Consider the following 25,882-nt stretch of genomic DNA (forward strand, 5'->3'; position numbering starts at 1 on the left):
CCCGTTGGGGGGGGGGGTGGGGGGGGGGGGGGGGGCCGGCGGGGGGGGGGGGGGGGGGGGGTGGGGGCGGGGGGGGGGGGGGGGGCGCCCCCCCCCCCCCCCCCCCCCCCCCGCCCCCTATCCATGTCCGCACGACTCCGGTTTGAATGGCCGGAATCGTACGGAGGTGAGGGACATGGTGTCCGCCGATCGCATGCTGGCCTTCGCGGCCATGTCGCTGCTGGTGATCCTGATCCCGGGCCCCAGTGTGCTGTTCATCATCGGACGGGCGCTGGCACACGGCCGCCGCACCGCGGTGGCGACGGCCGTCGGCAATGTCTTCGGCTCGTATCTGCTGGTGGTCGCGGTCGCGGTGGGCATCGGCTCGCTGGTGGAGCGGTCCATGGCGATCTATCTCGGGATCAAGCTGGCGGGCGCGGCCTATCTGGTGTTCCTGGGCGTGCAGGCCTTCCGGCATCGCGGGCGACTGCGTCTGTCGGCGACCGGACCGGCCTCGGCGCGGCCTGCCCGCGGCGACCTGCGTACGGTCCTCGACGGTGCCCTGGTCGGCGTCACGAACCCCAAGGGCATCGTGTTCTTCGCCGCCGTGCTCCCGCAGTTCGTGGATCAGTCGGCGGGCCGGGTCCCCTTGCAGATGCTGGTGCTGGGCCTGATCCCGATCCTGATCGGCCTGGTCACGGACACCCTGTGGGGACTGACCGCGTCCGCGACCCGATCCTGGTTCGCCCGCTCGGACCGGCGGCTGTCGCTGATCGGCGGAGCGGGCGGATTCACCATGATCGGGCTCGGGGTGACGGTGGCGGTGACCGGCCGGGCGGACTGAGGACCGGCGCACCACTACGGGATGACGGTCCCGAAGCGGATGTCGTACGCGCTGTCCGGGTGCATGACCTGGAGCATTCGGGCCGCCTCTTCCGTCACCGCCGCCCGCTCGGGCTTGGTGAGCTGGCCGAAGGGCTCGATGACGAGGGCGTCGTCGAGGATCCGCCACACACCGGCGAGGAAGCCGTCGACGAGGAACGGGCAGTAGACCGTGTTCGCCTGCCAGGTACGGCCGTGGTTCGCGGGCGGCACGACCCGGGTGCGGTCGGCGTGGGAGAGCAGCAGGTTGTCGAACTCGGGCAGGAAGCGGGGCGGCGCCGGGGTGTCCGGGTCGGGGCGCGGGGCGTCGGGGAGGTCGAAGAGTTCGACGCCGTTCTCGTCCCGGAAGGTGAGCAGTCGGGGTCGCAGCCGTTCGAAGGCGTCGCGCATCCGGGTCAGGCCGCACCACGTCTGCATGTCCTTCACCGAGGCCGGCCCGAAGGCGGCCAGATAGCGCAGGACGGCGGTGTCGGGCGCGGCGGCGGGCTCGGCGGGGCGGCCCAGCCAGTGCTCGGCGGTGGTCAGGGTGACCTGGGCGCTGCGGCCCCACAGCCCGCGTGGGGTGATCTGGACGAGGGGCAGCTTGCAGCGGGCGGCGACGGCGAGGGACTGCGGGTCGGCGTCCGGCCACTCGGCGCCCAGGGCCTCGCGCAGCTGCTTCATGGTGCGGGGCTCGGTCTCGACCAGGTCGCGGGCGATGTCGGCGAGCCGGTCCAGGTCGACGCCGACCAGGCCCTTGCGGAAGTAGTTGATCTCGCGGTCCCGAGCGGGCTGCACCAGGGGGCGCAGGGTGAGGCTGTCGTCGGCGGTGTGCAGATGGATCGTCGACCGCATGGTGACGATGCGGACGGCCGAGCGGTCGGCGAGCGGCCCGGACAGCGCCTCGGGCGTGAAGCCGTCGAGACGGGCGGCGAGCGCGTAGTACGGCGGTTTGACTTCCTGCGCCTGGAGCCCGACCAGATGTTCCACGGCCGCGAGGGCGGACATCGGTGAGCGTCGCAACAGGAGCTGGCGGTCGAGGGTGGCGCGGTTGAGGGCACGGGTGCTGAGGACCGGGTCCGTCCTGGTCATCGCCTTCGCCGCCTTCGTCCGGGGTGGTGTGGCCGGGTTCGTCGCTGTCGCCGTCTTCGCCGCCGACGTCTGCGTCCGCGCTGTCCTCGCCATGGTCCGCTGGGTCATGCTCCGCACGCTAGAGGGGCTTGCGGACAGGTTCGGTCCGCATCTCCGACCCCTCTTCGCATCCCGGATCGACCCGCCCGCCCCACCGCATGTCATTCGCCCCGTATATCCTGCTCCGTGATCACGCACTCGTCGTCCGATCGGGAGGCAGCCGCGATGTCCGAGCGACGTGCCCGCCCCGCCTCGAAGAACCCGGTGAAGTCCGCCTGGCGCCGAGCCCTCACCCCGCAGCAGCCACCGGAGCCGCCGCCGCCCGCACCCACGGCGCCGCCCGCCGCGTCGGAACCGGCGGAGGTGGCGAGCGTCGTGCAGGCGGCGCTGTACCGGGACGGTGTGCGCGTGTCCAGTCCCGCGACCCTCGCCGAGACCTTCCGCGAGCTGCGCGAGCAGCCGTCCGGCATGGCCTGGATCGGGCTGGCCCGCCCCACGGAGGCGGAGCTGCTCTCGCTGGCCGCCGAGTTCGATCTGCACCCCCTCTCCGTCGAGGACGCGATGGAGGCACACCAGCGGCCCAAGCTGGAGCGCTACGGGGACACGCTGTTCGTGGTGCTGCGTGCCGCCCGCTATCTGGACGCGCCCGAGGAGGTCGACTTCGGCGAGCTGCATGTGTTCGTCGGCCCCGACTTCGTGATCACCGTGCGCCACGGTGCCGCCCCCGATCTGTCGGCGGTGCGCCGGCGCATGGAGGAGACGCCGGAGCTGCTCAAGCTGGGCCCCGAAGCGGTGCTCTACGCGATACTGGACGCGGTGGTGGACGGCTACGAACCGGTGGTCGCGGGCGTCCAGATCGACATCGACGAGATCGAGACCGAGGTCTTCCGCGGCGACCCCGCGGTGTCCCGCCGTATCTACGAACTCTCGCGTGAGATGGTCGAGTTCCAGCGCGCCACCCGCCCGCTCGTCGGCATGCTGCACGGCCTGATGGCGGGCTTCTCCAAGTACGGCACGGACGAGGAACTCCAGCGCTATCTGCGGGACGTGGCCGACCACGTCACCCACACCAGCGAACGCGTCGACGGTTTCCGTCAGGCCCTCACCGAGATCCTCACGGTCAACGCGACGCTGGTCACCCAGCAGCAGAACGCGGAGATGCGGGCGCTGGCGGAGGCGGGGTTCGAGCAGAACGAGGAGATCAAGCGAATCTCGTCGTGGGCGGCGATCCTGTTCGCGCCGACGCTGGTCGGGACGATCTACGGCATGAACTTCGATCACATGCCCGAGTTGCACTGGGCGTTCGGATATCCGTTCGCCGTGCTCCTCATGGTCGCCGTATGTACCAGTTTGTACGTCATCTTCAAGCGCAAGGACTGGCTCTGAGTAATCGCCGCGAAAGGCGATGCCGTGCGGGGATGCGACGCCGATCGCAGGCGCTGACAGAGTGCATGGGGAGCCCCGCCACTGTGGCGCCAGGCAACTGCCGTGGTCAGCGGTCGTGGAACTCGGGCGGCCGCTTGTCTTCGGTCCCCTGTGTCTCCCGGTTGAGCAGCGCCTCATAGGCCGGACAACGGGCGAGCAGCTCCTGGTGGTGGCCCACGTCCACGATCCGCCCCTCTTCGAGGAGTACGACGGTGTCGGCGGTGGCGAGTGTGGAGGGGCGGTGGGCGACGATGAGGGTGGTGCGGCCGGTGCGGGCGGCGCGCAGGGCCCGGTCGACCTCCGCCTCGCTCTCCGCGTCCAGGTTGGAGACCGCCTCGTCGAGGACGAGGACCGGGGTGTCGGCGAGGAGGGCGCGGGCGATGGCGATCCGCTGGCGCTGGCCGCCGGAGAGCTGGCCGCCGCGTTCTCCGGCGAGGGTGTCGTAGCCGTGGGGCAGTTCACGCGTGATGAAGTCGTGGGCGTGGGCGGCGCGGGCCGCCTTCTCGACGTCGGCGTCAGAGGCATCGGGGCGGGCGAGGCGGACGTTGTCGCTGATCGTGAGGTTGAAGAGGTAGGTGTCCTGGGGGACCGCGGCGACCAGGCGCCGGAGTTGGGGCAAGGGCAGGGCGCGTAGGTCGTGGCCGCCGATGGTGACCGAACCGGCGGCCGGGTCCCAGTGCCGCTGGAGGAGCGAGGCGCAGGTGCTCTTTCCCGCGCCCGAGTGTCCGGCGAGGGCGACGGTGGTGCCGGCGGGAAGGGTGAAGGTGATGTCGCCGATCGCGTCCGGGAGTTCGGGGCGGTAGCGGAAGCGGACGTCGTCGAAGGTGACCGTGGAGTCGATGCGCTCCGTGGGAGCGGGTTCGTCGCTCGCGAGGTCGGTGACGTCCGGCTCGGCGGTGACGATCTCGGTGAGGCGGACGGCCGCGGCGCGGATGGCGGCGAGTTCGCGCCAGGTGTCGACGAGGGTCATCAGCGGAAGGAACGCGAAGGCGCCGAGGACCGCGGCGACCGGGACCTGGTCGGAGCGCAGGGTGCCCGCGTCGACGAGGGCAAGTGCGGTGAGCAGTACGGCGATCAGGCCGATGGCGGCGATGGCGTCCCCGGCCGCTTTCTCGACGCCGCCGCGGGAGCGGTGGGCGCGGGTGGTGCGGCCCAGCCGTTCCGTGGCGGTGCGCAGGCGGTCGGCCTGGTGCTCCTGGCGGGCGAAGACCAGGGTCTCGGCGAGCCCTTGGACGGCGTCGACCGTTTCGGCGGCGGCCTCTCCGGTGGCCTCGCGCATGCGCCGGCCCTGATCGGCGGAGCGGCGGCGCAGCCAGAACGGGACGGTGGCCATGAGGACCACGGCCGGGAGGAGGGCGGCGCCGAGCAACGGGTCCACGGCGAAGGCTGCGATGAGACAGGCCGGGGGCACGGACGCGGCGACGACGAGCGGGCTGAGGCTGTGCGCGAAGAACAGCTCCAGCAGCTCGATGTCGGCCATGGCGGTGGCGCCGATGTCACCGGAGCGGCGGCGCAGGAGGTAGCCGGGAGTGAGGGCGGAAAGGGCCCGGTAGCAGCGGTCGCGGAGTTCGGCCAGGACGCGGAAGGCCAGGTCGTGGGCGAGGTAGGACTCGGCCCAGGCGGCGAGGACCTTGGGGGTCACCAGGGCGGCCAGGAGCAGGAGTTGGGGGAGGAGGTCGTCGGGCGGCGTGCCGTTCAGCGCGCGACCGACGAGGGCGGCACCGAGGAGGGCGGCCGTGAGGGAGAGGGCCTGGTCGAGTAGCCCGCAGGCGATCGCCGCGGCGAGGCGGAGGCGGTGCGGGCGCAGGAGCGTGCGCAGGGCCGATCCCTGTCCCTCGGGCAGGACACTGGTGGTCATCGGGCGGCTCCCTCTCGCTGGCGCGCGACAAGTCGGGCGTACGCGCCGCCCTGGGCCAGGAGTTGGTCAGGGGGCGCGGCCTCGGCCACCCGGCCTTCGGTGAGGACGACCAGGTGGTCGGCGTCGGCGACGGTGGACAGGCGGTGGGCGATCACCAGGACGGTGCGGCCCTCGCGGAGCCGGTCCAGGGCGTCCACGACCGCGCGCTCGGCGGCGATGTCCACGCTGGAGGTGGCCTCGTCGAGGATGAGCAGCGGGGCGTCGGCGAGCAGGGCGCGGGCGATGGCGAGGCGTTGCCGCTGGCCGCCGGACAGGCGCAGGCCGCGTTCGCCGATGACGGTGTCGTAGCCGTCGGGCAGGGCGGTGACGAAGTCGTGGGCGTGCGCGGCGCGGGCCGCCTTCTCGATGTCCTCCGGGGCGGAGTCCGCACGGCCGAAGGCGATGTTGTCGCGGACGCTCCCGTGGAAGAGGAACACCTCCTGGGAGACGACCGCGATCAGGGCGTGCCAGTCGGCCAGCGGCATGGCCCGCAGGTCGACGCCGTCGGCGGTGATGCGGCCGCTTCCGGGGTCCGGGTCGGCGAAGCGGAGCAGAAGTCGGGCGAGCGTGGACTTGCCGGCGCCGGACGGGCCGACCACGGCAGTGGTGGTACCGGCTTCGAGGGTGAGGCCGACGCGGTCGACGGCCGGGTGCTCCTGGCCGGGGTAGGTGTAGGTGATGTCGTCGAAGACCAGGTGGGGCGGGGCGCCGGTGCGGGCGGGTGGAGTGGTGCCCGTGTCGGGGACGACGGGTTTCGTGGCGAGGAATTCGCGGATGGCCTCGTCGGCGGGAAGTGCCGCCTGGCCCGCGTGGAAGGCGGCCATCAGCTCGGTGACCGGGCGGAACGCCTCGCGGGAGAGCAGCAGTACGGCGAAGACGGCGGTGACGGAGAGGTCTCCGGACGCGTACTGCCACGCGGCGAGCCCGACCGCGGCGGCGGTGCCCAGGGCGGCGAAGAAACCGACGAAGCCCGCGGAGATCGTGCCGATCTGGGTGAAGCGCAGCGAGGAGCGGTAGAAGTCCCAGGCGCTACGGGACAGCCGGGTGCCGAAGTGTCCCTCGGCGCCGACGGCTTTGAGGGCGGGCAGGCCCTGGACCGCGTCGAGGTAATCGGCGCTGAGGCCGCGCCAGCCGCGCATGAAGTCCGTGAGCATCCGGCGCATCCGGTGCCGCAGCAGCCTGGGCACGGCCGCCGCGAGGACGGCGGTGACGGCTACGAGGAGCGCGACCGGAGGGTCGATCACCGCGAGGACGGCGACGATGCCGAGTCCGCCGAGGACGGAGACGAGGACTTGGGGCAGGAAGATGCTGACGAACCTGTCGAGGGCCTCGACGCTGTCCTGAAGCGTGGTCAGGACGGCCCCGGTGCGCTGCCGGGTCACGTGCGCCGGGCCCAGGGTGAGCAAGTGGCGGTACAGGCGCAGCCGCAGATCGGTCTTGACACGCTCGGCGGCGCGGGCGGCGGTGACCTCGCGGACCCAGACGAGGAGAGCGCGTACGGCCACGAGGGCGAGGGCACCGCAACAGGCCCACACGGCGCCGGTGAAGTCCTCGCGCAGTCCCCGGGCCACGGCGAGGGTGAGCAGCAGGCTCTGGGCCACGTAGCAGGCGGACACGCCGACGCCCGCGGCGACGCTCTGGAGAAGCGGGCGGCGCCCGGGTCTGGCGTGGTGGAGCAGGGAGATCAGCACGCGGGCTCCTCCTCGGAAGGGTCGAAGGAGGCGGTCAGACTCCGGGCGGTCAGGTCCCCGTTGGGAAGATCCGGGGCGGCCGGGTCCCGAGCGGTCTGGTCCGGGGCGGCCTGGTCCGGGGCGGCCTGGTCCGGGGTCGCCGTGCCCTGGGCAGCCTGGTCCGGGGCGTGCTGACCCCGAGCGGCAAGATCCGGGGCGGCCGGGTCCGGGGCCGGCCGGTCCGGCGCCGGCAGGTCCGGGGTCACCGGGCCCCGGGCGGCGAGGTCCTGAGCGTGCTGACCCCGAGCGGCAAGATCCGCGGCTACGGAGCCCGGCGTAGTCACATCGGGCGCATCCAGATCCGGCGCCGGTTCCAGAGGCTCGCACCACAGGGAGTACTCCCCCGGCGAGATCTCCACCTGCCGTGCCCTCACCCCGAACACCTCGGCCATCAAGGCCGGTCGCAGCACCTCGCGCGGCGGTCCGGCGGCCACGACCGCTCCGTCGGCGAGCACGCACAGCCGGTCGCAGTAGCGCAGGGCCAGGTCGAGGTCGTGGAGGGCCAGGACGGTGGTGATGCCCAGTCCGCGGACCATGATCAGCGCGTCCAGCTGATGCCGTATGTCGAGGTGGTTCAGGGGTTCGTCGAGGACGAGTACACGGGGCTGCTGCGCCAGGGCGCGGGCCAGGAGGACGCGTTGGCGTTCGCCGCCGGACAAGGTGGCGATGTCCCGGTCGGCCAGAGCCGACGCACCGACCTGGGCCAGCGCCTCCTCCGCGATCCTGTGGTCCCGGGCGCTGGGCGTCTGCCAGGCGCTCAGGTGGGCGGTGCGGCCGAGGACGACCACGCGACGCACCCGCAGCCCACTGACCGGCTCGGACTCCTGCGGCAGGGCGGCGGTGTGGCGGGCGGAGGTGGCGGGGTCCATGGCCATGAGGTCCTGGCCGTCGACCAGGACGGTGCCGGACTCGGGGGTCAGGGCTCGGTACAGGCAGCGCAACAGCGTTGACTTGCCTGCCCCGTTGGGGCCGACGACACCGAGCAGCTCGCCGGGCTCGGCCCGCAGGTCGACGCCGTGCAGGACGGTCACGCCGGACAGGCGGGCGTGGAGCCCACCGATCGTCAAGCGGGCCGCTTCGGACGCGGTCACTGCGCTCCTCCCCCGCCGGGCCCGGCGAGTGCGCCGCCCCGGTGTACCAGCAACCACAGGAACACCGGGCCGCCGCACAGTGCGGTGACCACGCCCACGGGCAGTTCGGCTGGGGCGAGCACGAGGCGGGCGACGAGGTCGGCCCACACCAGGAACACGGCCCCGGCCAGCGCGGCGACCGGCAGGACGCGCGCGTTCTCGGCGGTGCGCAGCAGCAGCCGGGTGAACAGCGGCATCATCAGGCCGACGAAGCCGATCGCCCCGCTGACGGCCACCATGGCCCCCGTCAACAGCGCTGTGACCATGAACAGTTCGGTACGGAGCCGGGCCGGGCGCAGCCCCAGGCTCGCGGCGGTCTGCTCGCCGAGCATCAGCGCGTCCAGCATCCGGGCGCGCAGAAGCAGGAAGGGCAGTGCGAGCGCGGTCAGGGCGGCGATCAGGGTCAGCGAGGTCCAACGTGCCCCACCGAGCCCGCCCAGCAGCCAGAACAGCACCGCCCTGGCAGCCTGGCCGCCGGTGTCGTCGCCGATCATCACCAGGACGTTGGTGACGGCCTGCCCGACGAAGGACACCGCCACGCCGGCCAGCAGCAACCGGGCCGCTCCGGTGCCGCGGTGGGCCTGCGCGACGGCGAAAACCACGACGGTCGCGGCCATCGCGCCGGCGAAGGCACCCGTGGACAGGGTGTACACCCCCGCCACACCGGCCCCGGCCAGCGTGACGGTGACCGCGCCGACCCCGGCGCCGTAGCTGGTGCCCAGGACGAACGGGTCGGCGAGCGGGTTGCGCAGCAGTGCCTGCAACACCGTGCCGACCATCGCCAGGCCCGCCCCGACCAGGGCTCCGAGCAGCACCCGTGGCAGCCGTATCTGCCACACGATCGTGTCGTAGCGGACGTCCGCCCCGGTCACCTCGTCGCCGCCCAGGTGCGCGGCGACAACCCGCAGCAGGGCGCCGACCGGCACCTGGAAGGGGCCGAGGGCGACCCCGGCCACGACCCCGCCGGCCAGCAGGGCGATCAGGACCGGCAGGAGCCATCGGGTGGCCGTCCGGCGGACGGTGGGCGGGGGCGTCCGTTTCGCGATTCCGGCTCCGGCCGGGGCCGTGGCGGCCATCGCGCTCCTCACCCCTGTGGGTGAAGCTCGTCGGCGATGTCGGCGGCGACCTCGGGGTTGCGCGGGCTGAGCGCGCCGAGTCCCGTCAGACCCACGACGAGGAAGCGGTTGTCCTTCACGGCGGTCACATCCCTCAGCACGGGGTCGGACCGCAGCTGCTTGATCTTGTCCTGTGCGGTGTTCCCGGCCGTGAAGTAGTCGACGACGAGGATCACGTCGGGGTCGCGACGTACGACCTCGTCCCAACTGGCCTCGCCCCAGTCGGACTTCAGGTCGGAGAAGACATTGCGCCCGCCGGCCGTCGTGACCAGGGTGTTGGCCAGGCCCTGCCCGCCTCCCACGGTGGGAGCGGTCTGCCCGGAGTCGAAGACGAGCACGTCGACCGGATCGGCTCCCTTGACCTGCTCCTTCACGTCCTTCCACTGATCGGTGAGCCGGGTGTTGAGTTGCCGGGCGGCGTCCGGCTCGCCGAAGAGGGTGCCGAGGGCCGTGACGGTGTCGGTGAGCGAAGTGAAGGTGAGCTTCTGCCCCTTGCACTGGATGGTGAACAGGCCGATCCCGGCGGAGCGGAGCTGGTCCGGCGGCAGCCCGTTGGCCTCGCTGAACGTCGGCCCGAACCCACCGATGAGCACGTCAGGCCCCAGGCCGATCAGCGACTCCTTCGACGGATACGCCTTCTCCGACAGCACGGGCACCTTGTCGTAGGCGGACTTCAGATCGGCCCGTACCGGATTGTCCAGCAGCGAGCTGCCGATCAGCCGGTCGCCGAGCCCCATGGCCAGCACCAGTTCGGTGGCGTGCTGATTGAGCGTCACGGCACGCGAGGCGGGCCGCTCCAGCCGTATGTCCTCCCCGCACCGTTCGATACGGACATCGGATCCCGATGCCTCAGCCTGTTTCGCGCTGTCACTCGTGCCGGACTCCGCCCCACAGGCCGCCAGCACACCGGCCGCCACCAGGACCGCCGCCAGTCGCCGGACCACAACTCCTGCCACTCAAGTCCCCCTTATTGCACAGTACTTGCAACAACGAGATCCTTGCAGAAATGTGAAGCGTCAGCCAGAGTGACGGTCGAGGGGCCCCGTACGGGGGACCTCCGACCGGGGAAGGAGGTGCAGCATGCAGTACTCCACCGAGGAACTGGCTGAAGTCTTCGAGGTCGAGGAGACCGAAGAGGAGACCGTGGTGAGCGTGGCGCACCACACCTGATCGGCCCAGCCGACATGAGCCGGGTGCGGGAGCGCCGCCACGCCTGACAGCGTCCGTTCCATGGGCGTCGCCCCGCACCCACCCACACCGCCCGGCTCCACCCGGGCCATCCGGACCGACGGGGGGAACGGAACGGTGCTGGCAACCGGCGCCCGAACGGCGGCCAAGGGCTACCACCGAGGGACACACCGGGCGGTGGCACCCGAGGAGACCTGGCAGCGCATCCGGCCCCAGCTCCGGCAGTACGGGGTGACTCGCGTGGCCGACGTGACCGGTCTCGACGACATCGGCATCCCGGTCTTCCAGGCCGTCCGCCCGGCCTCGCGGACCGTCTCCGTCTCTCAGGGCAAGGGACTCACGTCCGACGCCGCCCGCGTGTCGGCCGCGATGGAGGCGATCGAGCTCTGGCACGCCGAGAACCTGCCGTCCCCGTCAACTCCCCGCCCCGCGGCCTCGCTTGACCTGCCGTACCGCCTGACCCGGCTCGACCTGGCCGAGGGGTCACTGCTGCACGACGGTCTGCCGCTGCCCTGGCTGGCGGGTGAGGGCCTGCTGAGCGGCGCGTCGATTCCGGTACCGGAGCCGGCCGTCCGCCTCGACCACACCTACCGCGCCGAGTGGACGCCTCCGCTGTTCCGCACCACCAGCAACGGCCTGGCCTCCGGAAACACCCTCGCCGAGGCGACCGCGCACGCCCTCGCGGAACTGTGCGAACGGGACTCCCTGGCCCGGCTGCGCGCCCGGCCCCGAAGCGACTGGTCCCGTCTCGACCTCGACTCCGTCGAAGACCCTGACTGCCGAAGTCTCCTCGACCTCTATGCCGTGGCTCAGGTGTCCGTCGAGGTCGTGGTCGCCGAGCGGCATCCTGCCTGTTTCGAGGCACGCATCCGCTCCGAGGACCACCCCGTCACCTACACCGGCGCCGGCTGCCACCTCGACCCGGCCATCGCCCTGAGCCGTGCGCTGACCGAGGCCGCCCAGAGCCGGCTGACCGCCGTCACGGGTGCCCGCGACGACCTCCCACCGCTGCTCTACCGCCCCTCCGACGGCCGTATCCGGGCCATCGAGGACCTCGGCACACACACCACGACCTGGTGGGCGGCCCCGACCACGGGTGACTTCGACACCGACATACGCACCCTCGCCACGCTGATCGCCGACCGCACCGGCACCGAGCCGATCCGTGTGACCCTGCCCAGCCCGACCGCGATTCCCGTCGTCAAGGTGATCGCCCCCGGCCTGGCCTTCGACGACCGTTCCGATGTCAGCGCGAGCACGGGCAGGCCCCGTACGGGCGGCGATACGGCATGAGCGTCACCCACGTCTACGCCGGGCCCTCCCTGAACGCTGACGCCGTACGGGCCCTGTTGCCGGACGCGGTGGTCCACCCGCCGGTGCGGCACGGTGACCTGACGGCGTCTCCGGCCGGGCCCGGCGACCGGGTGGTCGTCCTGGACGGCCAGTTCTTCCAGTCGGCGTCCGTACGGCACAAGGAGATCTGCGAGGTCATCGCACGCGGGGCGGCCGTGTACGGGGCGGCCAGCATGGGCGCGCTGCGGGCGGCGGAACTCGGCCCGTACGGCATGACGGGCAGCGGGATCGTGCATCGCTTGTACGCCACCGGACTGCTCGAACGCGACGACGAGGTCGCCCTCGTGCACACCGAACCGGACGCCGGATCCCGTGCGCTGACCGTCGCCCTCGTCTCGGTCCGCGTGGCACTGCGCCGCCTGGTACGGCGAGGCGCCGTCACCGCTGACGACGAGGTGCGCCTGCTAGCCGCCGCCGAACAGCTTCCCTTCACCTCCCGCACCTGGCGGGGCATTCTCCAACGTGCCGAGGGCGTGTCCCCGCAGACCACCGAGACGGTACGCACGGCCGTGGCGGGCCCCGCGGCGACCTGGGACGTCAAGGCCCAGGACGCCCATGCCCTGCTCACCCGCCTGGCCCGCGACCCGGCGCCGCCCGCTGCTGAACCCCTCCCCGTACCGACGACCGTCCACATGGAGAACTGGCGGCGCACCGCCGATGCCGACACCCTCACCCTTGTGACGGCCGCGCAGATCTACGCCGACGACTATCCCGCCCTGCATCGGCGGACCGTGCTGCGCCTCCTCACCGGCGTTCAGGAGGACGACGTCCGGCTGCTGGAGAGCCGTGCCGTCAAGACCGCGCGCCACCGGGGACTCCTGTCCGCAGAGCACGGGATGTGGCTGGGTGACGAGGAGGCACCGGCCTCGGATGACGCCGTGCTCGCCCGCGTCCTGGTCCGCTCGTACCGCTGGTCCTGCGGCCTGATGCCCTTGCCCGTCCTCGCGGACGCCGTCCGAGCGACGCCGGGCGCCGGTCGGCTGAGAGAACTGATCGCCGAAGCGGAAGAGCTCAGTACCCAGCTGACACAGCGCGGTTACCCCCTCCACAGAGTCTCCCACTCGGCCCTGCACCGGCACTGTCTGCGCCGCTGGAACACCGCCTCGCTCGTCCCAGCCCTCTACGACCGTGGCTTCACCGGCGTCGACGACCTCACCACCCGGGCCGCCCGCTTCGCCCCGCACCTGGGCCTGACCGATCCGCCCCGTCTGCGGCTGCTGGCCGACTGAACCACGAACAGGAGTGAGCGCCATGGCTCTGCACCGCCTCGTCAGCGACACCGACGCCCTGCGACAAGCCTGGGAGACGAGCCCGCTGCACTCCCGCGACCTGGGCGGCTTCGACGACGTCTTCGGGCCGGACCTGGCCGAAGACCTCATCGTGAACCGCGGCCTGCGTATCCCCTACGTCCGGCTGATGAGCGACGGCGGCTATGTGCCCGCGTCCCGCTTCACCCACCGCACCGGCACCGGAGCGGGCCAGGCCGACGGCGTCGCCGACCCGCACGCCGTGCTGCGGGAGGTGGAACGCGGCGCGACCGTGGTCCTGCGCGGACTGGTGCGCTACAGCCCCGAAGTGGCCGATTTCTGCGCGCAGTTGTCGAACGAGCTCGGGTTCTTCACCTCCGCGGGGGCCTACCTCACCCCCGCGAACTCGCGCGGCGCCGGCCCGCACTACGACCCGATGTCCGTCCTGGTCCGCCAGGTGCACGGCGTGAAGCACTGGCGCCTCCAGGCACCCCCCGTGCAGTGGCCGCGCACCCTGCCCGCGCCTCGCGAGCGGTACGACACCCCGGTCATCGCCGAACTCGACCTGCACCCCGGCGAGTCGCTCTACATCCCGCGCGGCGTCGTCCACGATGCCTGGACCACCGACAGCGAGTCCATCCACATCACCTTCAGCGGTGACACACCGCCCATGTGGGCCGATGTCCTGCACGAGCTCCTCGACCAGGCGGCGGCCGCGGAACCCGCACTGCGCGAGACCTTCCCGTGGCGCTTCGCCGACACGCCCGACACCGTCGCCGGCCAGGCCAAGGAACGCCTCGCGCTCCTGCGCGCCTTCCTCGACACCGTCGACACCGACCAGTTGGCGGCCGGCATCGTCGAGCGCCACGCGACCCTGCCCGAGCCCGCGCCCCGACGCCGCCTCGCCGCCGCCCTGGCTCACACCCGCGCCTCGGAGCCGCCCCGGTGACGTCCGCCGACAACCGCTTCACCCGCGTCCTGGCCGCCGCCACCCTCTCCAACGTCGGCGACGGCATCCGGATGGTGGCCCTGCCGCTCCTGGCCGCGGCCACCACCCGGGACGCGTTCGCGGTCAGCGCCCTGACCGCGGTGGCCTTCCTGCCCTGGTTCCTCTTCGGCCTGCCGATCGGCGCCCTCGTCGACCGCAGCCGACCGGAGCGGTTCATGGTCTGGGCGAACACCGCACGCACTGCGCTCCTGGCGGCCCTGGCCGTGGCTCTCCTGGCCGACCTGCGCTCCATGACCCTGCTGTACGTGCTGGCCTTCCTGCTGGGCATCGGCGAGGCCGCCTACGACAACGCCGCCCAGTCCCTGGTACCCCGCGTCGTCGCCGACGAGAAACTGGAGAAGGCCAACAGCGCGCTGATCACCGCCGAACGCGTCGGCCAGGACCTCGCCGGACCGGCCCTGGGCGGTCTGCTGTTCGCCCTCTCCCCCGCCCTGCCCTTCGGCCTGAACGCCCTCGCGATGGCCCTCGGCGTACTGCTGCTGGCCCGCCTGCGCACCACCGCGCCCACCCCGGTCACCCCAGCCGTGTCCGAAGGCCGCGTCGTACGCACGGTCCTCACCGATGCCGTGGCCGGCATGCGCTGGCTGTGGCAGGCCCACTACGTCCGCACGATCGTCCTCACCGGCACCGCGCTCACCTTCTTCACCATGGCCTGGGAAGCCACTCTGGTCCTGCTGGCCCGCGGCCCGATGGGCGTGTCGGAGACCGGCTACGGCGTGATGCTCGCCGTCGGCGCGATCGGCGGCGTCGCCGGTGCCCTGGCCACGCCCGCACTCGTCCGCCGCTTCGACCGCCGTGCCCTACAGATCGCGGCGATCGCCGTGACCGCCGCACTCGACCTCGCGCTGGCCGCCTTCCCGACCCCGGCCCTGGCCGCGCTCGCCTGGGGCGGCACCGGCGCCGCCTTCGCCGTATGGAACGTCCTGTCGGTCACCCTGCGCCAACGCCTCGTCCCCGCCGGGCTGCTCGGCCGCGTCAACAGCGCCAACCGCACCTTCTCGATGGCCGCCGTGCCGCTCGGAGCGATCACCGGAGGGGCCGTCGCCGACGCCTTCGGACTACGCGCGCCCCTGTGGCTGGCCGCCGGTGCCCTGACTGTCCTCACCGTGGTCTACGCGGCGCTGACGAGGACCGGCCCCGCCCGGGAGCCCTCCTCCGACTCCGACTCCGAGCCCGAGCCCGACAAGGTGGCAGAACGACCGTGACCCCAGTTCGCGACGACATCCGGCAGCTCTGTCTGCCCCCGTTCCGGCATCTCCTCGACCGTCTGCCCGCCCTGCGCGTCACCGACTTCTACGACGATCCCTTCGAGCCCTACCTGCACCAGCAGAACGCCGCCAAGAGCTGGGACACCGACCACCTCACGGCGATCGCCGAGCGACAGGGTGGCCGCGTGCTCGACATCGGGTGCGGCAGGGGCCGAGTGGCACTCGCCCTGGCCGCGTCGGGACTCTCCGTCACGGCGATCGACAGCTCGCGCGCCGCGACCACCCGACTGGCCGCCCATCTGACGGAGCACCCCGAACTCGCCGCTCGTACAAGGGTCGTGCACCAGGACTTGTTCGACACCCACGGCGATGTGGGCGACGGATACCTGACGGCTGTGCTCGGCGACACCTCGGTGAACATGTTCGCCGAAGCCGATGCGCTGACCGGTCTCCTTCACCGGGTCCGGTCCTTGCTCGCACCGGACGGCGTCTTCTGCTTCGCCGTCCTCACGGAGGCCGCGCTGACGACCTACGTCGGCCGCAACGGCGTCGTGGCCACCGACTACACCGACGACGAGGGCAGACGGCACCTGCTGTTCGCCGCCCTGCGTCACGACCCGGCCGGCCCGTACTTCTCCCGCACTCTCTTCGCACCCGAGGGCATCCGCGACGACGGCGAGCCGATCGCGTCTCTCGCCGCTGTCCGAGAACGCCTGTGGACCCGCCGGACGCTCGAACCGCATGCCCACGCAGCAGGGTTCGAGGTCGTCGACAGCGTCCCCGCCGTCGCCCGCGACGACAAGGCGGGCCGGGTCGACACCGACATCCTGGTGCTCGCTCCTCGCAGCTGAGCCACGGCCCGACGAGCTGTCGCGAGGAAACCGAAAGGCTCCCACGAGTCACGTCCTCGCAGGAGCCCTTCGTCCTACCGCCTGCAAGTGAAGGTTGAGAAGACGATCACGAGCAGGACGTCCCATCCACGACGCGGCTACGGCGTCACGGGGCGAGCAGCAGGCTGTCGCCGCGCTCCTTGGCGGCGGCGTAACGCTTGGCCACGTCCTGCCAGTTGACGACGGCCCACATGGCGTCGATGAAGTCGACCTTCTGGTTCTTGTACTGGAGGTAGAAAGCGTGCTCCCAGGCGTCGAAAACCAGGATCGGGGTCGAGCCCTGGCCGACGTTGCCCTGGTGGTCGTAGACCTGCTCGACGATGAGCCGGCCACTGAGCGGCTCGTACGCCAGCACACCCCAGCCCGAACCCTGCGTCGTGGCCGCGGCCTTGGTGAGCTGCGTCTTGAAGCCGGCGAAGGAGCCGAAGGACTCGGCGATGGCGTCCGCCAGCTCGCCCACGCCGTCCTTCTCCAGCGGCTCGCCGCCGCCGTCACCGGTCATGTTGTGCCAGTAGATCGAGTGCAGGATGTGCCCGGAGAGGTGGAAGGCCAGGTTCTTCTCCAGGCCGTTGATCGAGCCCCACGACTCCTTGTCCCGCGCCTCGGCGAGCTGCTCCAGGGTGTCGTTCGCGCCCTTGACGTACGCCGCGTGGTGCTTGTCGTGGTGCAGCTCGATGATCTGCGGGTTGATGACCGGTTCGAGCGCCGCGTAGTCGTAGGGGAGCTCCGGGAGCGTGTAAACCGCCATGTCCAACGTCCTCCGACATAATTGCCACTGATGTGCAGTTGCACGCTAACAGCAATTATGGCCGCTCGCCGATCAGGCGTTGGTCCTAGGACCACGGTCGCGTCGCAGACCAGGGGGCGTTCTCACTGTCGCAACAGACCCGCGATGAGCCACACACGACGGCACCGCCGGAACCTCGTGCCCTGCTGAGGCGGCACGGACTACGGTGCACGCCGGGCCGCCTGCGGATACTGGCCCTGTTCCGGGCCTCCGACCACCACCTCTCCGTCGGGGAAGCCTGTGCGCATCTGGCGGCGGCCGGAGAGGCCATCCACCCGACGACCGTCTACCGGACGCTGGAGACCCTCACGGCCGTCGGGCTGGTGCACGCCGTGCCGGGCCCCGGTCCGATGCGCTACGGCCTCACCGGAGAGCCCCACCACCACACCGTGTGTCGGCGGTGCGGGCGTGTCGCGGCACTGGGGACGGACCACTTGACGGAGGCGGTGGGCCGGATCGAGGAGCTGACCGGGCTACGGCCGGACGCGTCGGGATCACTGCTGGTCTATGGCCGGTGCGCCGGATGCAGTGCCGGCGCCTGAACTTCCAGCGACTCCAGCGCCTCTCCGAAAGTCTCAGTCGCCGCCCTCAAGGTCCCGAAGTAGTCCACCGTAGCGGCGAGTTCGGAGGCGCCCTTGTAGCCGTGGCGGCGTATCGCCTCGATCCACTTGGGGTTGACGACGCGGGCCCGGAAGTAGTCGTCGGAATCGGCGATGTCGTGCTCACGCGTGTCGGTGCTCTTCGCGGCGACCGCGATGCGCTTGTCCGTCTCTCCATCTCCTCGCGAGCCGAGCGGCCGTCGAGTTCGCGGCCGTAGGCGTAGCCGCCCCGGACGGTGTAGACCTCGGCGAGGTCTCGGCGTCGGTGCGCCAGCCGCGGCAGTCGATGAGCTGGAGCAGGTCGGCGCCGTACGTGCCGGGGCGGGAGCCGAAGGTACGGGTGGTGGCGCGGCGTTTGGGCGATGACCAGCACACCCTTGCTCGGGTACACATCCTGCGGCTCTTATTGCACACTACTTGCAATAGCTTTGAAGGTGCAGGAAAGGGGTGGCCATGGGCTCTCGGATCGTGCTGGGCATCGAGTCGTCCTGTGATGAGACCGGCGCGGGGCTGGTCCGGGACGGACGGCTGCTCGGCCACGCGCTCGCGTCGAGCATGGACGAGCACGCCCGCTTCGGCGGCGTGGTCCCCGAGATCGCTTCTCGGGCGCACCTGCACGCCCTGCGGCCGGTCGTCCAACAGGCGCTGGACGAGGCCGGGCTGCGGTTGTCCGACATCGGAGCGGTCGCGGTGACCACCGGACCGGGACTGTCGGGGGCGCTCCAGGTAGGCGTGGCGGGGGCGAAGAGCATCGCGTACGCGCTGGGCGTGCCGTTGTACGGCGTCCACCACCTCGCCGGTCACGTCGCCGCCGACACCCTGGAGCACGGGCCGCTGCCGAATCCCTGCATGGTGCTGATCGTCTCCGGCGGCCACACCTCGCTCCTCCTCGTCCGTGACCTCGTCCGCGATCCGATCGTCCACCTCGGGGACACCCTCGACGACGCGGCCGGAGAGTGCTTCGACAAGGTCGCCCGGGTCTTCGGGCTGCCCTATCCCGGCGGTCCGGCCATCGACCGGGTGGCGCGTGCGGGGGATCCGCGCGCCGTCTCGTTCCCCCGCCCCCTGCCGGGCTCGTACGACTTCTCCTTCTCGGGACTGAAGACGGCCGCCGCCCGCTGGGCCGAGCGACACGGCGGGCGTGAGCTGCCGGTCGCCGACGGTGCCGCCTCGCTCCAGGAAGCCGTGGCAGATGTACTGACCCGCAAGGCGGTGGCGGCCTGCCGGGAGCACGGGGTCGGCACGCTCGTCGTGGTCGGCGGGGTCGCCGCGAACTCGCGGGTGCGGTCGCTGGCCGAGGAGCGGTGCCGGGCCGCCGGCATCGAGCTGCGGGTGCCGCCGCTGAGGCTGTGCACGGACAACGGCGCGATGATCGCCGCGGTGGGCGACCTGCTCGTACGCGCCGGTGCCGAGCCCGCGCCGCTGGACGTGTCGATCGACCCGTCGGCGCCCCTGGAGTACGCGTCCCTGCGGCCGGCCGCCTCGTTGGTGGGTGCGGCCTGATGAGCATCCACGTCTTCAAGGGCGACGCCGACTTCCTTGCCCACACCACCGCCCTGCGCTCCGTGTACGTCGACGCTTTCTGCGTCCCGCCCTGGAACGAGGATGAGGAGAAGGCGGAAGAGTTCGTCGGACGGCTCCCGGTGAACGCACGCCGCCCCGGATTCACCGCCGCGCTCGCTCTCGGCGGCTCGTCGGAGGTCATCGGCTTCTGCACCGCTTGGACCACCCCCGCCCCCTTCCCCACCGACCGCTGCTACCCACAGGCCGCCGCCGGCCTCGGCTCCCGGCACACCGAGGAATGGCTGTGCGGCTCGCGCGAGATAGACGAGCTCGCCGTCCGACCGGAGGCACGCGGTACCGGTCTCGCGGGAGAGCTGCTGGCGGCGGTGACAGAGGACGCCCCCAACGGCCGCTCCTGGCTGCTGACCTCCGTCCAGTCGACCCGGGCCATGTCCTTCTACCGTGGCCAGGGCTGGACCCAGGCCACCCACCCGTCCCCCGACGGCAAGGGCATCGTCGTCTTCCTCAGCCCCCGTCACCCCGCCCGGTCCCTGGCCGCCCAACCCCTGTAGGCATCCGGAGTCCTACCGCGCGTACCACCGAGATCCGCCGCCGTTTCCTCGACCACTTCGCCGAGTGCGGCCACAGCGCCGTCCCCCGTGCCCCGCTTCCGACACCCGACCCGATCTTCGAGCGGCGGGACTGGCTCTGAGGGGCCACCTCGTGGAGCCCCCGACTGCGGGACCCCCGGGAGGCCTGGGGAGAATCTCCCCCATGACACCGCACGAACGAGCGACCCAATGACGAGCGCCGATGCCGGGAGCAAGGCCGACGAGGCGGTCGCGGTGCGGCGGTTCTGGCGGGAGCTGGGGCTGCCAGGGCTCGTCGACGTGCACACCCACTTCATGCCCGAGCGCGTGCTGGACAAGGTGTGGCAGTACTTCGACTCGCTCGGGCAGCTGACCGGCGGGGCGGTGGAGTGGCCCATCACCTACCGCGCCGAGGAGGCCGAGCGGGTCGCCGTGATCCGCGACCTCGGCGTGCGCGCCTTCACCTCGATGCTCTACCCGCACAAGGCGGGCATGGCCGAGTGGCTCAACGGCTGGGCCGCCGACTTCGCCCGCCGCACCCCGGACTGCCTGCACACCTCGACCCTCTTCCCGGAGGCGGGGGTCGAGACCTACGTGCGCACGGCGATCGAGGCGGGTACGCGGGTCTTCAAGGCGCATGTGCAGGTGGGGGCGTACGACCCGGCCGACGAACTCCTCGACTCCACCTGGGGGTTGCTGGCCGACGCCGGGACACCGGTCGTGATCCACTGCGGCTCCGGCCCCATGCCCGGCAAGCACACCGGCCCCGGTCCGGTGGCGCATGTGCTGGCCCGGCACCCCCGGCTGCGCCTGATCATCGCCCACATGGGGTTGCCCGAGTACGAGGACTTCCTCGACCTCGCCGAGCGGTACGACGAGGTCCGGCTCGACACGACGATGACCTTCACCGACTTCAGCGAACGCCTCGCGCCGTTCCCGAAGCGGGCCCTGCCCCGGCTGGCCGCCCTCGGCGACCGCATGCTGCTGGGCAGCGACTTCCCCAACATCCCCTACCCCTACCTCCACCAGCTGGTGGCCCTGGAGCGGCTGGAACTGGGGGACGACTGGCTGCGCTCGGTGTGCCACGACAACGGGGTGCGGCTGTTCGGCCTGTGAGAGGGGTCGGGGCGCAGTCCTGACCGGTCGCCTACTTCGCCTTTACGGGAGCTACGCTAGATTGGTGAACGAAACCGTTTCGTTCCGCTGGGCAGGCCGCCACCCGCCTCCATCAGGAAGAAGACAGGCATGGTCTCCGTACTCGTGGTGAACGACCAGTCTCTCCAGCGCCTCGCCCTGCGTATGCTCCTGGGCGCCGAACCCGACATCGACATCGCCGGGGAGACCACGAGCGGCGGCGAGGCGGTCCGGATGAGCGCCGCGCTGCGTCCCGACGTCGTTCTGCTGGCCGGCAGGCTCCGCGCGCCGGACGGCATCGACGTCGTCCGCCACATCGCCGGGCGGCAGCGTCCGCCGCGCGCCCTGGAACCCGCGGGGACGCGTCCGCACACCCCTCGCATCCTGGTGCTCACCCCGGCCGGCCACGAGGAGTACGCCTACGCCGCCCTGCACGCCGGCGCCGACGGGTTCCTGCTGGAGGACGCCGCGCCCGACGAACTCGCCTCGGCCGTCCGAGTCGTGGCGGCCGGGGACGCCGTCGTCACCCCCGCCCTGACCCGCGCGCTCATCGACGCCGTCCGCGAACAGCGCAGCGAGCGCAGCCGGCCGTACGCGTCGGGGCTGGACACGCTCACCGGGCGCGAGCGGGACGTCCTGATCGCCGTCGCCTCCGGCTGGTCCAACGCCGAGATCGCCGAGCGGCTGTCCATCGCCCCGACCACCGTGAAGACGCACGTCAGCAACATCCTCACCAAGATCGGCGCCCGCGCCCGCGTCCAGGCGGTGACCTTCGCCTACGAGACCGGGCTGGTACGGCCGGCGGCCTGACACCGCGGTTCGAAGGTGGCGCCTTCGCCGGTCCGGTTGGTGACGAACCGTCAGTGCCGGCGTGCCGCCGACCGGGTCGGTGCGCGTGGCCAACTGGCCTCCCCGCGCTACACCATCCGGTGGCTTATGACCGTCGCCGCGTTATTCATATCAGCCGATTTCCTATGCATTCCACTGTCCGGCTCTTGGTGCTGACCAGCCGTCACGAGGCTTTGAACCAAGTCGAGGAGAGTGGAAGATGACGACATCGCCGAGATGGCGATCTGTTCTGGCGCCGGCCGCAATGGCCGCCGCGCTCGCCGCAGCCGCCCTGGCGAGCGGGGGCACCGCCTACGCCGATGACCACGCGACCCCACACCCGCCGTACCCGCACAAGCCGGCCCAGCCCGCGCATGCGCCGAAGCCTGCGTACCCGGCGAAGCCGGTCCACCCGGTCCACCCGGGGAAGCCGGTGCACCCCGCCAAGCCGATGCACCCCGCCAAGCCGGTCAAGCCCGACTACCCGGCACATCCGGAGAAGCCCGCGCACCCCGTGAAGCCGGCCTACCCGGCGCACCCGGAGAAGCCGGTCCACCCGGAGAAGCCTGCGTACCCGGAGAAGCCTGCGCATCCTGTGAAGCCGGTCCACCCGGAGAAGCCGGCCTATCCGGCCAAGCCGGTGAAGCCCGCGTATCCGGCGCACCCTGAGAAGCCTGCGTACCCGGAGAAGCCCGCCTACCCGGTAAAGCCGGTGAAGCCTGAGTACCCGGCGAAGCCCGCGTATCCGGCGAAGCCTGAGTACCCGGCGAAGCCGGTCAAGCCTGACTACCCCGCCAAGCCCGCGTACCCGGCGAAGCCGGTCAAGCCTGAGTACCCGGCGAAGCCCGCCTACCCGGCCAAGCCCGTCAAGCCCGACTACCCGACCAAGCCCGCGTACCCCGCGAAGCCGGTCTACCCGGCCAAGCCGGAGTATCCCGCGAAGCCGGTCAAGCCTGAGTACCCGACCAAGCCTGCGTACCCGGCCAAGCCCGTCAAGCCGGACTACCCGAGCAAGCCTGACTACCCGGCGAAGCCCGTAAAGCCCGACTACCCGGCCAAGCCTGCCTACCCGGTCAAGCCCGACTACCCGGCGAAGCCGGTCAAGCCTGACTACCCCACCAAGCCCGCGTACCCGGCGAAGCCGGTCAAGCCTGAGTACCCGGCGAAGCCCGCCTACCCGGCCAAGCCCGTCAAGCCCGACTACCCGGCGAAGCCCGCCTACCCGGCCAAGCCCGTCAAGCCGGAGTACCCGTCCAAGCCGGCGTACCCGAGCAAGCCGGTCAAGCCCGAATACCCCGCCAAGCCCGCCTACCCGAGCAAGCCCGTCAAGCCCGAATACCCGGCGAAACCCGCCTACCCGGCCAAGCCCGTCAAGCCGGAGTACCCGTCCAAGCCGGCGTACCCGTCCAAGCCGGTCAAGCCCGAATACCCCTCGAAGCCCGCCCACCCGAGCAAGCCTGACTACCCGTCAAAGCCTGCCCACCCGGAGAAGCCCGCCCACCCGGAGAAGCCCGCTCACCCGGAGAAGCCCGACCACCCGGAGAAGCCCGACCACCCGAAGAAGCCCGACCACCCGAAGAAGGACACCCACGCCAAGCACCAGGAGAAGGAGTGGTGACCAGGAGCGCCTGATCCTCGCTGGTGCAGCCCAGGTGTATGCCGGGCCCGGACGGTCCGGGCCCGGCATCACCGCTGTCGGGGAGGGGACGGGGCCCGGTGCGGCACGGCCCGGCGTGCGAGGGGCTCCGGCGGACGCCCGCCACTGAGCTGCGGTCCGCCTACGGGATCTCCTGCTCGGCCCAGATGATTTTTCCGCCGGCCGTGTAGCGGGCGCCCCAGCGGTGGGCGAGCTGGGCCACCAGGAACAGTCCGCGTCCGCCCTCGTCCGTGCTGCGGGCGTGGCGCAGGCGCGGGGCGGTGCTGCTGGCGTCGGCGACCTCGCAGGTCAGGCGGGAGTCGCGGAGCAGCCGTAGGCGGAGGGGAGGTTCGGCGTAGCGGATGGCGTTGGTGACCAGCTCGCTCACGATCAGCTCGGTCGTCATGGCCAGTTCGCCGAAGCCCCACGCCTGAACCTGGCGGGTCGCGCGGGCCCGGACGTCGGCGACGGCGGCCGGGTCCACGGGCACCTCCCACGAGACGACGTGCTCGTCGCCCAGGGCGTGGGTGCGGGCCAGGAGCAGGGCGATGTCGTCGGGCTGCGGGGCGGGAACGAGCTCGCCCACCGCCGACGAGCACAGGGTGTCGAGGTCGAGGTCCTGGCGGGACAGCAACTCGCCCAGCTGGGACATGCCGTGCTCCATGTCGCGGTCGGCGGCTTCCACGAGGCCGTCGGTGAACAGGCCGAGCAGACTGTCCTCGGCGAGCTCGATCTCGGTTGCCTCGAACGCGATCCCGCCGAGGCCGAGCGGCGGTCCGGGCGGGGGTTCGGGGAAGGAGACCTGCCCGTCGGGCGCGACGACGACCGGGGGCGGGTGCCCGGCGCGGGCCATCGTGCAGCGCCGGGTGACCGGGTCGTAGACGGCGTACAGACAGGTCGCGCCGAGGAAGCCGGCCGTGCCGCGCTGGGCGGCCTCGCCCGGGTCGCCGTCGGTGCGTTCCTCGCTGAGCCGGAGCACCAGGTCGTCGAGGTGGGCCAGCAGTTCGTCGGGCGGCATCTCCATGTCGGCGAGGGTCTGTACGGCGGTGCGCAGCCGGCCCATGGTCGCCGCCGCGGTGATGCCGTGGCCGACGACGTCGCCCACGACGAGTCCGACCCGGGCGCCGGACAGCGGGATCACGTCGAACCAGTCGCCGCCCACGCCGCCGGTCGGGTCGGCCGGCCGGTAGGAGGAGGCCACCTCCAGCGCCGTACCGCCCTTCAGGGCCTGCGGCAGCAGGCTGCGCTGGAGGGTGACCGCGGCGGTGTGTTCCCGGGTGTAGCGACGGGCGTTGTCGACGCAGAGGGCCGCGCGGGCCACCAGCTCCTGGGCCACCAGGACGTCGTCGGGCTGGAACGAGACGGGGTTGAGCGACCGGATGAACGTGGCGAGGCCGAGGGCGGTGTTGCGGGCGCGCATCGGCACGGAGATCAGGGAGTGCAGACCGAACTCGCGGATGCTGGCCGCTCGAGCGGGCTGTTCGGCGACCCATATCTTGTCGGACGGGTCGAGGGCCGGGATGAGGATCGGATCGCCGTGGACGAGCAGGTGCGCGTCGTGCGGCGGGGGAACGAAGTCGACCCGTTCCCCGACCCGGGCCACGGCCTCCGGGGTGCCCTCGCGCACCGAGCTCAGACCGGCCCGGCGCATCACCGGTCGGGCGGGCGCCGGGCCCGCGTCGGTCAGCCATGTGCCGTGGCCCTCGGTGCTGAGCACGGGCTCCAGCAGGTCCACGAAGACGAAGTCGGCGAACCGGGGCACGGCGAAGTCGGCCAGTTCCTGGGCCGTCCACAGCACGTCGAGAGTCGTACCGATACGGGTCCCGGCCTCGCTGACCAGCGACAGCAGCTGGCGGGCGTTCCAGCGTTCGGTGACGTCCGAGACCATGTAGCAGACGCCGGTGGTCGAGTTGTCGACGTCGACGAGCGGGAAGAACGACGTGGAGTAGGCGTGCTGGCGGCGCGGGTCGGCCCAGCTCCAGCCCACGTACTCGTAGTCGGTGACGGGGACGCCCGTGTCCAGGACCTTGCGCATCAGGCCCTCCAGGGTGTCCGCCTGGAGCCCGGGCAGCAGGTCGCTGAGCCGGCGGCCGAGGCGCTGCTCGCGGGGGACGCCGCCGAAGCGTTCCAGGGTGTCGTTGAGCCAGACGTAACGCAGTTGGGTGTCCATCACGGCCATGCCGACCGGGGAACGGGTCAGGAAGCCGTCGAGGACGGACTCACCCACCGCCCACGGCTGCCGCTGGTCACGCGCGGAGATCAGGAAGCACTCGTCCGCGCCCATCCGGAAGGACGCGGAGACCCGCAGGTCCACGTCGACGCGGCCGCCGTCGCGGTGCCGCAACGGAACGTGCCCGCTCCACCCCATGCCGGCCCGGCAGCGCTCGGCGACACCGGCGGCGCGGACCGGGTCACCGGGGATCGCCAGCAGCCGCGCGGCGGACCCGCCGACGATCTCCGACGCGGGGAAGCCGAGCAGTTCCTCCGCGGCCCTCGTCCAGCCGAGCACGGCACCGCGTCCGGACACCACCGCCGCCGCGTCGCTGGACGCGTCGAAGAGCGCGCGCGGTGCTGCGGACGTGGGCACATCGGGCCTTTCTCGCGGAGCATCCATCGGTCCTCACGCAGCGTCCCTGGGGGTC

The 25,882-nt window shown here is 71.9% G+C and carries 21 protein-coding genes and 1 pseudogene; 13 read left to right on the plus strand and 9 right to left on the minus strand.

Going from position 1 to position 25,882, the window contains the following annotated elements:
• Positions 1-175 precede the first annotated feature (175 nt).
• Positions 176-823 carry a LysE family translocator gene (locus ACIQWG_RS31490; protein ID WP_404101855.1) on the plus strand — a complete coding sequence of 216 codons (648 nt, stop codon included), beginning with the start codon at positions 176-178 and terminating at the stop codon, positions 821-823.
• Between the two features lie 14 nt (positions 824-837).
• Here ACIQWG_RS31490 and ACIQWG_RS31495 read toward each other — a convergent pair whose 3' ends face one another.
• Positions 838-1,932 carry a winged helix DNA-binding domain-containing protein gene (locus ACIQWG_RS31495; RefSeq protein WP_404102514.1) on the minus strand — a complete coding sequence of 365 codons (1,095 nt, stop codon included), beginning with the start codon at positions 1,930-1,932 and terminating at the stop codon, positions 838-840.
• Between the two features lie 264 nt (positions 1,933-2,196).
• Between ACIQWG_RS31495 and ACIQWG_RS31500 the strand changes: the two genes are divergently transcribed.
• The gene (locus ACIQWG_RS31500; RefSeq protein ID WP_404101857.1) at positions 2,197-3,357 is read left to right on the plus strand and encodes a magnesium and cobalt transport protein CorA; all 1,161 of its coding nucleotides are present in this window, start codon (positions 2,197-2,199) and stop codon (positions 3,355-3,357) included.
• A 106-nt stretch (positions 3,358-3,463) separates the two neighbouring features.
• Here the strand turns inward: ACIQWG_RS31500 and ACIQWG_RS31505 are convergent, their stop codons facing one another.
• From ACIQWG_RS31505 to ACIQWG_RS31525, 5 genes are read right to left on the minus strand one after another with little or no spacing between them, the layout of a single operon-like run.
• Entirely contained in the window at positions 3,464-5,254 is a 1,791-nt protein-coding gene (locus ACIQWG_RS31505) for an ABC transporter ATP-binding protein (protein ID WP_404101859.1), read from the minus strand.
• The gene (locus ACIQWG_RS31510; RefSeq protein WP_404101861.1) at positions 5,251-6,984 is read right to left on the minus strand and encodes an ABC transporter ATP-binding protein; all 1,734 of its coding nucleotides are present in this window, start codon (positions 6,982-6,984) and stop codon (positions 5,251-5,253) included. Before ACIQWG_RS31510 ends, ACIQWG_RS31505 begins: the two co-directional genes overlap by 4 nt.
• Positions 6,978-8,114 carry an ATP-binding cassette domain-containing protein gene (locus ACIQWG_RS31515; protein WP_404101863.1) on the minus strand — a complete coding sequence of 379 codons (1,137 nt, stop codon included), beginning with the start codon at positions 8,112-8,114 and terminating at the stop codon, positions 6,978-6,980. The genes ACIQWG_RS31510 and ACIQWG_RS31515 overlap by 7 nt, the downstream gene beginning before the upstream one ends.
• Positions 8,111-9,229: a FecCD family ABC transporter permease gene (locus tag ACIQWG_RS31520; RefSeq protein WP_404101865.1), complete on the minus strand. Its 1,119-nt coding sequence runs from the start codon at positions 9,227-9,229 to the stop codon at positions 8,111-8,113. Before ACIQWG_RS31520 ends, ACIQWG_RS31515 begins: the two co-directional genes overlap by 4 nt.
• Before the next feature lie 8 nt (positions 9,230-9,237).
• Positions 9,238-10,224: an ABC transporter substrate-binding protein gene (locus ACIQWG_RS31525; RefSeq protein WP_404101867.1), complete on the minus strand. Its 987-nt coding sequence runs from the start codon at positions 10,222-10,224 to the stop codon at positions 9,238-9,240.
• 349 nt (positions 10,225-10,573) lie between these two features.
• On the opposite strand from ACIQWG_RS31525, the gene ACIQWG_RS31530 reads away from it, so the two are divergent.
• Genes ACIQWG_RS31530 through ACIQWG_RS31550 form a run of 5 tightly spaced genes read left to right on the plus strand, consistent with a single transcriptional unit; the run spans position 10,574 to position 16,124 of the window.
• Positions 10,574-11,749, plus strand: a complete 1,176-nt coding sequence (locus ACIQWG_RS31530) for a YcaO-like family protein (RefSeq protein ID WP_404101868.1) — start codon at positions 10,574-10,576, stop codon at positions 11,747-11,749.
• A complete protein-coding gene (locus ACIQWG_RS31535; protein WP_404101870.1) occupies positions 11,746-13,038 on the plus strand; it encodes a TfuA-like protein in 1,293 nt (430 codons plus the stop codon). The genes ACIQWG_RS31530 and ACIQWG_RS31535 overlap by 4 nt, the downstream gene beginning before the upstream one ends.
• 22 nt (positions 13,039-13,060) lie before the next feature.
• Positions 13,061-14,005 (plus strand): JmjC domain-containing protein, encoded by a 945-nt coding sequence (locus ACIQWG_RS31540; protein WP_404101872.1) that lies wholly within the window; start codon positions 13,061-13,063, stop codon positions 14,003-14,005.
• Positions 14,002-15,270: an MFS transporter gene (locus ACIQWG_RS31545; RefSeq protein WP_404101873.1), complete on the plus strand. Its 1,269-nt coding sequence runs from the start codon at positions 14,002-14,004 to the stop codon at positions 15,268-15,270. The genes ACIQWG_RS31540 and ACIQWG_RS31545 overlap by 4 nt, the downstream gene beginning before the upstream one ends.
• Complete coding sequence (locus ACIQWG_RS31550) at positions 15,267-16,124, plus strand: class I SAM-dependent methyltransferase (RefSeq protein ID WP_404101875.1); 858 nt, start codon at positions 15,267-15,269, stop codon at positions 16,122-16,124. The genes ACIQWG_RS31545 and ACIQWG_RS31550 overlap by 4 nt, the downstream gene beginning before the upstream one ends.
• A 145-nt stretch (positions 16,125-16,269) precedes the next feature.
• On the opposite strand, the gene ACIQWG_RS31555 is transcribed toward ACIQWG_RS31550, so the two are convergent.
• Positions 16,270-16,911 carry a superoxide dismutase gene (locus tag ACIQWG_RS31555; RefSeq protein ID WP_362754896.1) on the minus strand — a complete coding sequence of 214 codons (642 nt, stop codon included), beginning with the start codon at positions 16,909-16,911 and terminating at the stop codon, positions 16,270-16,272.
• A gap of 185 nt (positions 16,912-17,096) precedes the next feature.
• Here ACIQWG_RS31555 and ACIQWG_RS31560 point away from each other — a divergent pair, with 185 nt between their 5' ends.
• Positions 17,097-17,492 carry a Fur family transcriptional regulator gene (locus ACIQWG_RS31560; protein ID WP_404102516.1) on the plus strand — a complete coding sequence of 132 codons (396 nt, stop codon included), beginning with the start codon at positions 17,097-17,099 and terminating at the stop codon, positions 17,490-17,492.
• Here ACIQWG_RS31560 and ACIQWG_RS31565 read toward each other — a convergent pair.
• Positions 17,462-17,945, minus strand: a pseudogene (locus ACIQWG_RS31565) (cobaltochelatase subunit CobN); the annotation flags it as partial. The gene ACIQWG_RS31560 and the pseudogene ACIQWG_RS31565 sit on opposite strands and share 31 nt — an antisense overlap.
• A 57-nt stretch (positions 17,946-18,002) precedes the next feature.
• On the opposite strand from ACIQWG_RS31565, the gene tsaD reads away from it, so the two are divergent.
• The 5 genes from tsaD to ACIQWG_RS31590 all read left to right on the plus strand — a co-directional run bounded on the left by tsaD (position 18,003) and on the right by ACIQWG_RS31590 (position 23,222).
• On the plus strand, positions 18,003-19,052 hold the full coding sequence (gene tsaD / locus ACIQWG_RS31570) for a tRNA (adenosine(37)-N6)-threonylcarbamoyltransferase complex transferase subunit TsaD (protein WP_404101877.1): 1,050 nt from the start codon (positions 18,003-18,005) through the stop codon (positions 19,050-19,052).
• Complete coding sequence (locus ACIQWG_RS31575; protein ID WP_404101879.1) at positions 19,052-19,624, plus strand: GNAT family N-acetyltransferase; 573 nt, start codon at positions 19,052-19,054, stop codon at positions 19,622-19,624. Before tsaD ends, ACIQWG_RS31575 begins: the two co-directional genes overlap by 1 nt.
• A gap of 228 nt (positions 19,625-19,852) precedes the next feature.
• Positions 19,853-20,758 (plus strand): amidohydrolase family protein, encoded by a 906-nt coding sequence (locus ACIQWG_RS31580; RefSeq protein WP_404101881.1) that lies wholly within the window; start codon positions 19,853-19,855, stop codon positions 20,756-20,758.
• Between the two features lie 129 nt (positions 20,759-20,887).
• Positions 20,888-21,586: a LuxR C-terminal-related transcriptional regulator gene (locus tag ACIQWG_RS31585; RefSeq protein ID WP_404101883.1), complete on the plus strand. Its 699-nt coding sequence runs from the start codon at positions 20,888-20,890 to the stop codon at positions 21,584-21,586.
• Between the two features lie 238 nt (positions 21,587-21,824).
• A complete protein-coding gene (locus tag ACIQWG_RS31590; RefSeq protein ID WP_404101885.1) occupies positions 21,825-23,222 on the plus strand; it encodes a hypothetical protein in 1,398 nt (465 codons plus the stop codon).
• A 160-nt stretch (positions 23,223-23,382) separates the two neighbouring features.
• On the opposite strand, the gene ACIQWG_RS31595 is transcribed toward ACIQWG_RS31590, so the two are convergent.
• Entirely contained in the window at positions 23,383-25,854 is a 2,472-nt protein-coding gene (locus tag ACIQWG_RS31595) for a SpoIIE family protein phosphatase (protein WP_404101887.1), read from the minus strand.
• Positions 25,855-25,882 lie beyond the last annotated feature (28 nt).

It is taken from the genome of Streptomyces sp. NPDC098781 (genome assembly GCF_044759995.1).
Taxonomy (GTDB): Bacteria; Actinomycetota; Actinomycetes; order Streptomycetales; family Streptomycetaceae; genus Streptomyces.